The organism is Clostridium sp. AM28-20LB (genome assembly GCF_003480665.1).
Taxonomy (GTDB): Bacteria; Bacillota; Clostridia; order Lachnospirales; family Lachnospiraceae; genus Otoolea; species Otoolea fessa.
Genome location: NZ_QUJN01000006.1, coordinates 160,993 through 168,535, shown reverse-complemented (window position 1 = coordinate 168,535; position 7,543 = coordinate 160,993). Strand labels below are relative to the sequence as shown.

The 7,543-nt window shown below is 51.0% G+C and carries 6 protein-coding genes and 1 rRNA gene (1 of these 7 cut by a window edge); all 7 read right to left on the bottom strand.

What is annotated here, in order from left to right; translation table 11 throughout:
* A 16S ribosomal RNA gene (locus DW739_RS12265) occupies positions 1–140 on the bottom strand (it extends 1,438 nt beyond the left edge of the window).
* 666 nt (positions 141–806) lie between these two features.
* The gene (locus DW739_RS12260; RefSeq protein WP_107001682.1) at positions 807–1,541 is read right to left on the bottom strand and encodes a CvpA family protein; all 735 of its coding nucleotides are present in this window, start codon (positions 1,539–1,541) and stop codon (positions 807–809) included.
* Positions 1,526–2,350, bottom strand: a complete 825-nt coding sequence (locus DW739_RS12255; protein ID WP_118473065.1) for a Cof-type HAD-IIB family hydrolase — start codon at positions 2,348–2,350, stop codon at positions 1,526–1,528. The genes DW739_RS12260 and DW739_RS12255 overlap by 16 nt, the downstream gene beginning before the upstream one ends.
* A 120-nt stretch (positions 2,351–2,470) precedes the next feature.
* Positions 2,471–4,717, bottom strand: coding sequence for a hypothetical protein (locus DW739_RS12250; protein WP_118743127.1), 2,247 nt, complete (start codon positions 4,715–4,717; stop codon positions 2,471–2,473).
* Between the two features lie 90 nt (positions 4,718–4,807).
* Positions 4,808–5,407, bottom strand: a complete 600-nt coding sequence (gene recR, locus DW739_RS12245) for a recombination mediator RecR (RefSeq protein ID WP_022359051.1) — start codon at positions 5,405–5,407, stop codon at positions 4,808–4,810.
* Positions 5,408–5,410: 3 nt separating this feature from the next.
* Positions 5,411–5,764: a YbaB/EbfC family nucleoid-associated protein gene (locus DW739_RS12240; protein WP_022359050.1), complete on the bottom strand. Its 354-nt coding sequence runs from the start codon at positions 5,762–5,764 to the stop codon at positions 5,411–5,413.
* A 157-nt stretch (positions 5,765–5,921) separates the two neighbouring features.
* Positions 5,922–7,541, bottom strand: a complete 1,620-nt coding sequence (gene dnaX / locus DW739_RS12235) for a DNA polymerase III subunit gamma/tau (protein WP_118743126.1) — start codon at positions 7,539–7,541, stop codon at positions 5,922–5,924.
* Positions 7,542–7,543 lie beyond the last annotated feature (2 nt).

Genomic DNA, 7,543 nt, shown 5'->3' with positions numbered 1-7,543 from the left:
ACCCACGCGTTACTCACCCGTCCGCCACTCAGTCAATCTAGCTTCCATCCGAAAACTTCCGTTAAATTGCTTCGTTCGACTTGCATGTGTTAAGCACGCCGCCAGCGTTCATCCTGAGCCAGGATCAAACTCTCATGTTAAAGTTTTGATTCCAGTCAAAATTCGCTTGGCTAATTTTAACCGTTATTACTGTTGTTTTGGTTTTGTTCTGAATGTTCTCTTGAACTTCAAGGCTTAACCAAAAGCCTTTGTTCTTAGAATTTTCAGGGTTTTACATACTGTTCAGTTTTCAAGGTTCTTTGTTGTTGTCTCATTGACAGCTCATTTATATTACCACAAGCGGTTATCTTTGTCAACAACTTTTTTATTTTATTTTTCGCAACTGAGCTTTCGCTCAACAGCTTGAATATCATATCATAGGCAGTTGTCGTTGTCAACTATTTTTTCTTAATTTTCAAAACATTTTCGCAAATAAGAAAACCTGTGATATTTGATTTTCCCTGCATATGCAGACCAACGTCAAAACACGTTAGAGTTAGAGTTTACCATTTCAGCATTAACTTGTCAAGGGATTTTCACTTGTTTTTTCGCTGACATATTCCATGCAGAATCATTGCGCATCCTCGCGAAGCGTTTATCTCAGCCGAAGACCCAACTCCCACTGAGACAAATTTGCTATTACTCGCCACCTAAAGAGGTGGGTGTCTTCTCGACTGAAATAAAAAATTTGGCACACCTAACTCATCACTAAGTAGCGAGAATGCGGTGTGCCGTTTTTCAATATCACAGTTTTTCTCTATACGCTTTTAAATAATCCGTTTCACAACACCCATCAGGATGCTTCCAAGCATATTGTGGTCATACAGCCAGGTCAGCCAGATATTGCTTTCTATCTGGTTCAGGAAAAGTTCACCAATCGCCGTTGCCGAGAACAGTGTAATAAGCAGTGCTGCAATCCAGACGAAAAAGATCCCTTCCGCGCCCCCCAGCACGGCACCTGCCAGACGGTTCAGCCCCGATATGATCGGCAGCCGGGAGACCACATTGAGCGATACGGACAGAACACGCAGTCCGCCGAACACGGCTGCAAACAGCAGAAAAAAACTTATAATATTGATCAGGCTGTTTGCCAGATAACGGCTGACGTAGTGGGTAAAGCTGCTTACACCCAGCGCCTCGTAAACTTCGCTGTTATTATTCTCCAGAAGCGCATCCTTTAACTGTTCCGGAAGCTCCATTTCTTCAATAATACTGCGCTGTACGGATGGCGGCGCCGCGTCAGCTGCCTCATTTTCCGCCTCATCGTCCTTTTGGATAAATTTCGTCACGCTGTCCTCCACCGCCTGATAGACCACCTCATTGCTGCGAAGCAGATTCGCGACAGACGGCGCACCAAAATGAACCACCCCCAACGACAGCACCAGGGAAACGGCCGAGACTGCCAGGCGGACAAATCCGCGGTAATGCCCGTACAGTACCATGGAAACCAGATAGACTGCCACCACCACGAACAGCCAGTTTTCTTTTATATAAGCACCCATTGTCTGATCGCCTCCGCTACGCCCTCTTCCCGGTTCGAAGCGGCAATCCGGTCTGCGCGTTCCTTTAAAAATGGGGCGCCATTTTCCATCGCCACGCCGATTCCTGCTGCCTCCAGCATGGGCCAGTCGTTTTCGCCGTCTCCAAATGCCATCGTCTCCTCCGCTTCAATTCCCAGATACTGACAGAGATTCCGCAGCCCGCTCCCCTTTGTGATGCCCGCCGCGTTGAGTTCCAGATTCCACGGAAGCGAGGAGGTCACCAGAACCTCCGGCATCGCTTCCAGCTTTGCCCGGACTGCCTGCTTGCTCTCCCGGTCCTTAAAATTTAAATTCATCTTCTGCACCGGGCATTTTTTCTCCCGCAGATACTCCACCATGTCAGTAACTGCCCGGCGCGTCGCCCGGATATAGGCGCATTCACGTTCCGGTATCCCGTATTCTTCCAGCTGTGCCAGCAATCGCGTCTCGCTGACGCCGCCCTCCGATACATACATATCGTAAATAACCGGATGCCGGCGCAGCACCTCAATCACCCGGATCGTCTCTTCCCAGCTCAGGCAGCTTTCCGACACCCAGGTATTTTTCCCGAAATCCCGGACGACCGCCCCATTTGTAAATATGCCATAGTGGACGCCCGGCAGGCTCAAAACCTCCTCTGGCACTGCCGGGAGCGCGCGCCCGGTCGCCGGGACAATCTCAATTCCCCGCTGCGCGCACAGTTCCATCACCTGTCTTGTTTTTTCCGACACGTGCATTTTTTCATTTAACAGTGTCCCATCTAAATCGAGGGCTATTAACCGTGTTCCCATCTTTCTCTCCCGTATCTCTTTTTACTGTCCACTACCAGAAAACGCTGCCGGGAAGCATTCCCCCGCAGCGCTCTCTTTTACTAATTAGTTTTAATTTTAAAATTTCTCGAATTGTTTTAATTAATCAAAGAAATGTTTCTCTTTCAGAATCAGAAGTCCATCCTTATCATATTTCGATGAGAACAGTCCGCTGAAGGATTTCTTCTCCGCCTTATCTGCAGCTTCCTCGATCAAATCTTCGGCACTTGTCTTGGTAAGCGGTTCTCCATCCTCCTCCATCATCTCAGCGCGCTCGTACAGAGCCAGCATGCTCTTTCCCGAAATACTGCAGTCGATCTCCGATGCATATTTGCAGGCATACTGAACAAACTCCTCAACATCCATATCGCCGGACTTTTTGGACGGTTTCTCTTCCGGCTCATCCTCTGGATAATTGGAATACTCGTCGTCTTCGCGTTCGTCTTTATAGCTGTCTTTGTAATCGTCCTTATAATCATCACGATAGCCGCCACGCGCATAATCATCCTCCGGCTCATACTCGTCCTTCTCGTAGTGATCTTCTTCGTCTTCATACTCCGGCTCGTCATCGCGTCTTGCCTCTTCCTGACGGCGCAGTTCTTCTCTCTGCTGCTCTGCCAGACGGCGATCTTCCTCCGCTTTACGCGCTTCTTCTGCCTCTTTGGCTGCCAGTGCCTGTGCTTCTTCCTTGGCGCGCTCTTCTTCCTCACGGCGGGCTGCTGCTTCCTGCTGTCTGCGTTTTTCCTCTGCCTCTTTTTCTGCCTGACGGCGGATCTCCGCTTCACGCTCTGCCTGACGTTTTCTGGCTGCTTCTGCTTCCTGCTGCGCCTGCTGGCGTTTCAGCTCTTCCTCGCGCGCCTGTGCCAGCTTCGCTGCATCGTCTTTCTGGTTTTCACAGCCGATATACTGGAAACGCTCTGCTAATGCCGGATATGCGCGGTGCATCTGCTCCAAACGTGCCTGCGTATCAATCAGAACAACGACCATGCCGGTTTCATCCTGTGTCATCAGTTCTTCCAGCTCTTCCACCGTCAAATCGTCCAGATCAGCTGCATGCTCGACCACCAGATCCTTGCCTGCCAGGCGCTCCGCCACCGATGCGATGCCGCGATGGGAAAGGTTTGCACCGCTGATCTTGGCAACCGGATGCTTGGTTCCCAGCTCGCGGTGAATCTTTTTCAGGGAATCAAGTGCCATCGCAAGACCGGCTGCCGGATCTTCCGCCTCGATCATCAGATGATTTGATTCCTTGATCTCCTCTTCTTCCTCTTCCGGTTCGAAATCCCAGTCTTCCACTATGGTTTCCTCTTCCTCTTCAAATTCATGAATCGGAGCTTCCTCGCCCTTTTCCTCTGCCTCTGCCGGTTCCAGGTCGCGGAGATTCCTGAAAACACGTGTCTCCCCTTCGGATGCGCCCTCTTCCTCATCGTAAGGCTTGATCTTGGACACTTCTTTTGCCAGCGCTTCTTCCGCCTGTGCTTCATGAAGGCTTGCTACTACATCCTCGTCCAGCGCAGTCTTTTCTACTTTCTCGTCCGCCGGTTTTGTCTCGGCTTTCGGTTTTCCAGCCTTCTCTTCTGGCTCTGCCTGCTCTGACTGTCCCTCCGGCTCATTCTCCGGTTCGTCGTCCAGCTCTGCCTCCGGCTCATCCGTATCCAGATACTCTCCTTCCGGCTCCGGCTTGCGGTATGTACCGTTCTTGTACTCTTCTTCCACCGCACGCAGCTTCTCTTCGTACTTCTCGCGGTTTTCCACCAGATCCATCTGATATTTCGTCAGCGGCGCATACTGAAGTTTCAGTTCCATTGCCTTGTCCACATATTTGCCAAGACCGAACATCAGCATGATCTTGTCGCAGATCCGCACACAGTCGTCCGCCTGGTTCGCCTGATGATAAAGCTCTGCCAGGTGGTACAGCCATTTCTCATCCAGCTCTTCCTGACAATATCTCTCCAGAGAATTGATCTGCTGCTCTAACGGCGCATCCTTCGCCTCCAGAATCAGGAAACGAAGCAGGTACTGGCGCGGGTCATCGCCGGACAGCTCACAGAACTCCCGGTAATATGCCTCTGCCTCCTGAATATTATTTTCACGCAGTGCAAGGTCGGTCAGCTTATATAAAAGCCCCTTTCCAAGCGGCGCTCTCTCATATGCCAGCAATAAAATATCCTTGGCATCCTGATACTCTGCATTTTTCTCATAAATCTGGGAAATCATCGTAAGCAGGCTGGTGCTGCGTACACGACGCCAGTCGATGGTATCGGCGATCTTCATCGCCGTCTCGAAATCTCCCTTGTTAACCAGTTTCTTAATCTGCTCTACCTTGATGTTAAACTCGTATTTATCCATCTTATGCATCTCCTAACTTCCTGCCGCGGCAGAAGTTTTATTGTTACTGTTCACGCATACGTGCCCAGTAACGTTTTATTTGCTCACCGGCTACAGCTCTGTACGCCCATCCAGCGCGCGCAGAAGCGTTACCTCATCAATATATTCCAAGTCGCCCCCGACCGGAACGCCGCTGGCGATTCGCGTCACCCGGATCCCTGTCGGCTTAATCAGCTTGCTCAAATACATCGCGGTCGTCTCGCCCTCCAGGCTTGAGTTGGTTGCGATAATGACCTCACGAACCTCCTCTTTCTGCAGGCGAGTCATCAGCTCCTTGAGCCGGATGTCGCCCGGCCCGATCCCCAGCATCGGGGAGATCGCCCCATGCAGCACATGATAGACCCCGTTGTATTTTCCTGTCTTTTCATATGCCGCCAGATCGCGCGTATTTTCCACCACCATGATCGTCTCATGATCTCGCCGGTCGCTGCTGCAGATCGGGCACAGTTCCTTATCAGTCAATGTGCAGCACTCCTTGCAGTAACGCACATTCTGCTTGGCTTCCAGAATCGCGCCGGACAAGTGCCTGACCTGTTCTTCCGGCATATTGATGATATGAAATGCAAGACGCTGCGCCGATTTACTTCCGATTCCGGGAAGTTTTGACAATTCTTCGATTAGCTTGCTAATCTGGCTGCTGTAATAATCCATCACTTAAAACGGGAATCCGCCTCCCAGACCGCCAAGGCCACCGGTCAACTGGGACATCATCTGGCTGCTGTCCTCTTCCGCCTGACGGAATGCCTCGTTGGTCGCCGCCACAATCAGATCCTCTAACATCTCGATATCATCCGGATCCACTACTTCCTCAGACAGTTTCACCGAAAGAACCTCTTTTTTACCAGATACGGTCACGGTTACAGCGCCGCCGCCTGCGGATGCGCTGTACTGCTTCTCCTCCAGCTCTTTCTGCTTCTCTTCCATCTGGCGCTGCATTCTCTGCGCCTGCTTCATTAAATTGTTCATATTGCCCGGCATACCGCCTGGGAAACCGCCACGTTTTGCCATGGTGTCATTCCTCTCTTTCACTTCTTTTTATTTATATTCAGACTGGCTGCCGATTGCAGCCGGTTCTATATATCATATAAACCCACTAATATCATTTATCTGCATTTAATCACAGCTTCTTGCATTACAAAACAAGGCTCATCTTTGGCAAGCTCCACTACACGGAATCATCCTCTTCGACAATCACATCGGTATGGATTGCGTTCTTTAAATCCTCATCACTGACATAAACCGTTCTTTGCGGCACAGCAGATGATTCTAAACGGACTTTAAATTGCAGAGTCTTTTTGTATTTTTCTTGCACTACTTCCTGCAAATTTTTAAGCTCAGGCTCCCGATTGATAATTCCAAACGTATTTTCATCTGTACACACAATGCAAAGGCAGCCTTCGCCCGCCGGTTCTACACTTGTCTTGGGAAGACTGAGTCTAATCGAACCCACAAGCTGGCTCAGGGACGCAATCCGTCCCCATTCTTTCCGCATCAGCATCAGATCTTCGTACTGTGCCGGTGGAAGGGATACCTTCTTCGGCTCAGGCGGCGTTTCCACCACAGCCGTTTTGGAGGATACCGCCTGCCCTGCTGCCGATGCAAGGGACGCCAGTTTCTGTAGATTGTCCGGCATTTCCTGCATTTTCTGCTCTAATAGCGTAATCCGCTGTAAAATGGAATCAAGATTCTGTTCCATCGACGGCGTCGTCAGCTTGATAAAGGCAATCTCCACCAGAATCCGCTTCTGTGACGCGTAGCGCAGCTGCCCGGAAAGTTCCGAGAAAATACGGATGTAACGCATCAGCGTTTCCGTATCAACGCCTGCCGCCTCTTCCTTTAAAACTGCCAGATTTTCCTCCGACATATCGAGCATATCGCCCGGTTCGTCGGTCGTCTTGGCAATCAGGAGATTTCGCATATACCAGACGAAATCGTTGACAAGCTGCGAAAGATCGCGCCCCTGGATGATCATTTCCTCAATCTCACGGATGCACGCCTTCGTATCACTTGCAAGCACCGCCTGAAACAGCTTGCTGAACACGCGGTTATCGACCGCGCCCAACACCTCGAGCACATTGTCATACGTCAGCTTTTCCCCGAAATGGAATGCCACGCACTGATCGAGAAGACTTAACGCATCTCGCATCGAGCCATCCGCCGCACGTGCCACATACCTAAGTGCCCGATCGTCTACATCGATCTGCTCCGCCTGCGTCAGCTCCGCCAGCCGTCCCGCGATGGTATCGATCGAGATCCGCTTAAAATCATATCTCTGGCACCGGGACAGGATCGTGATCGGGATCTTGTGGACCTCCGTCGTCGCCAGGATAAATATAACGTAGGACGGCGGTTCTTCCAGCGTCTTTAAGAGCGCATTGAACGCGCCAATCGAAAGCATATGAACCTCGTCAATGATGTAGACGCGGTAGCGCCCGTCCGTCGGCGGGTACTGCACCTGCTCCCGGATATCGCGGATATTTTCCACACCATTGTTGGATGCCGCATCGATCTCCACCACATTGAGGGAAGCTCCTTCCGCAATCTGGCGGCACATACTGCACTCGCCGCAGGGGCTGCCGTCCACCGGATGTTCACAGTTGACTGCCCGTGCAAAGATCTTGGCAATACTCGTCTTACCGGTTCCGCGCGTCCCGCAGAAGAGGTACGCGTGCCCGATCCGCCCGGAGTTGATCTGATTTTTCAGGGTCTTTACGATATGGTCCTGACCCCGAACCTCTTCAAAGGACGTCGGACGCCATTTTCTGTACAGTGCTGTATATGACATAA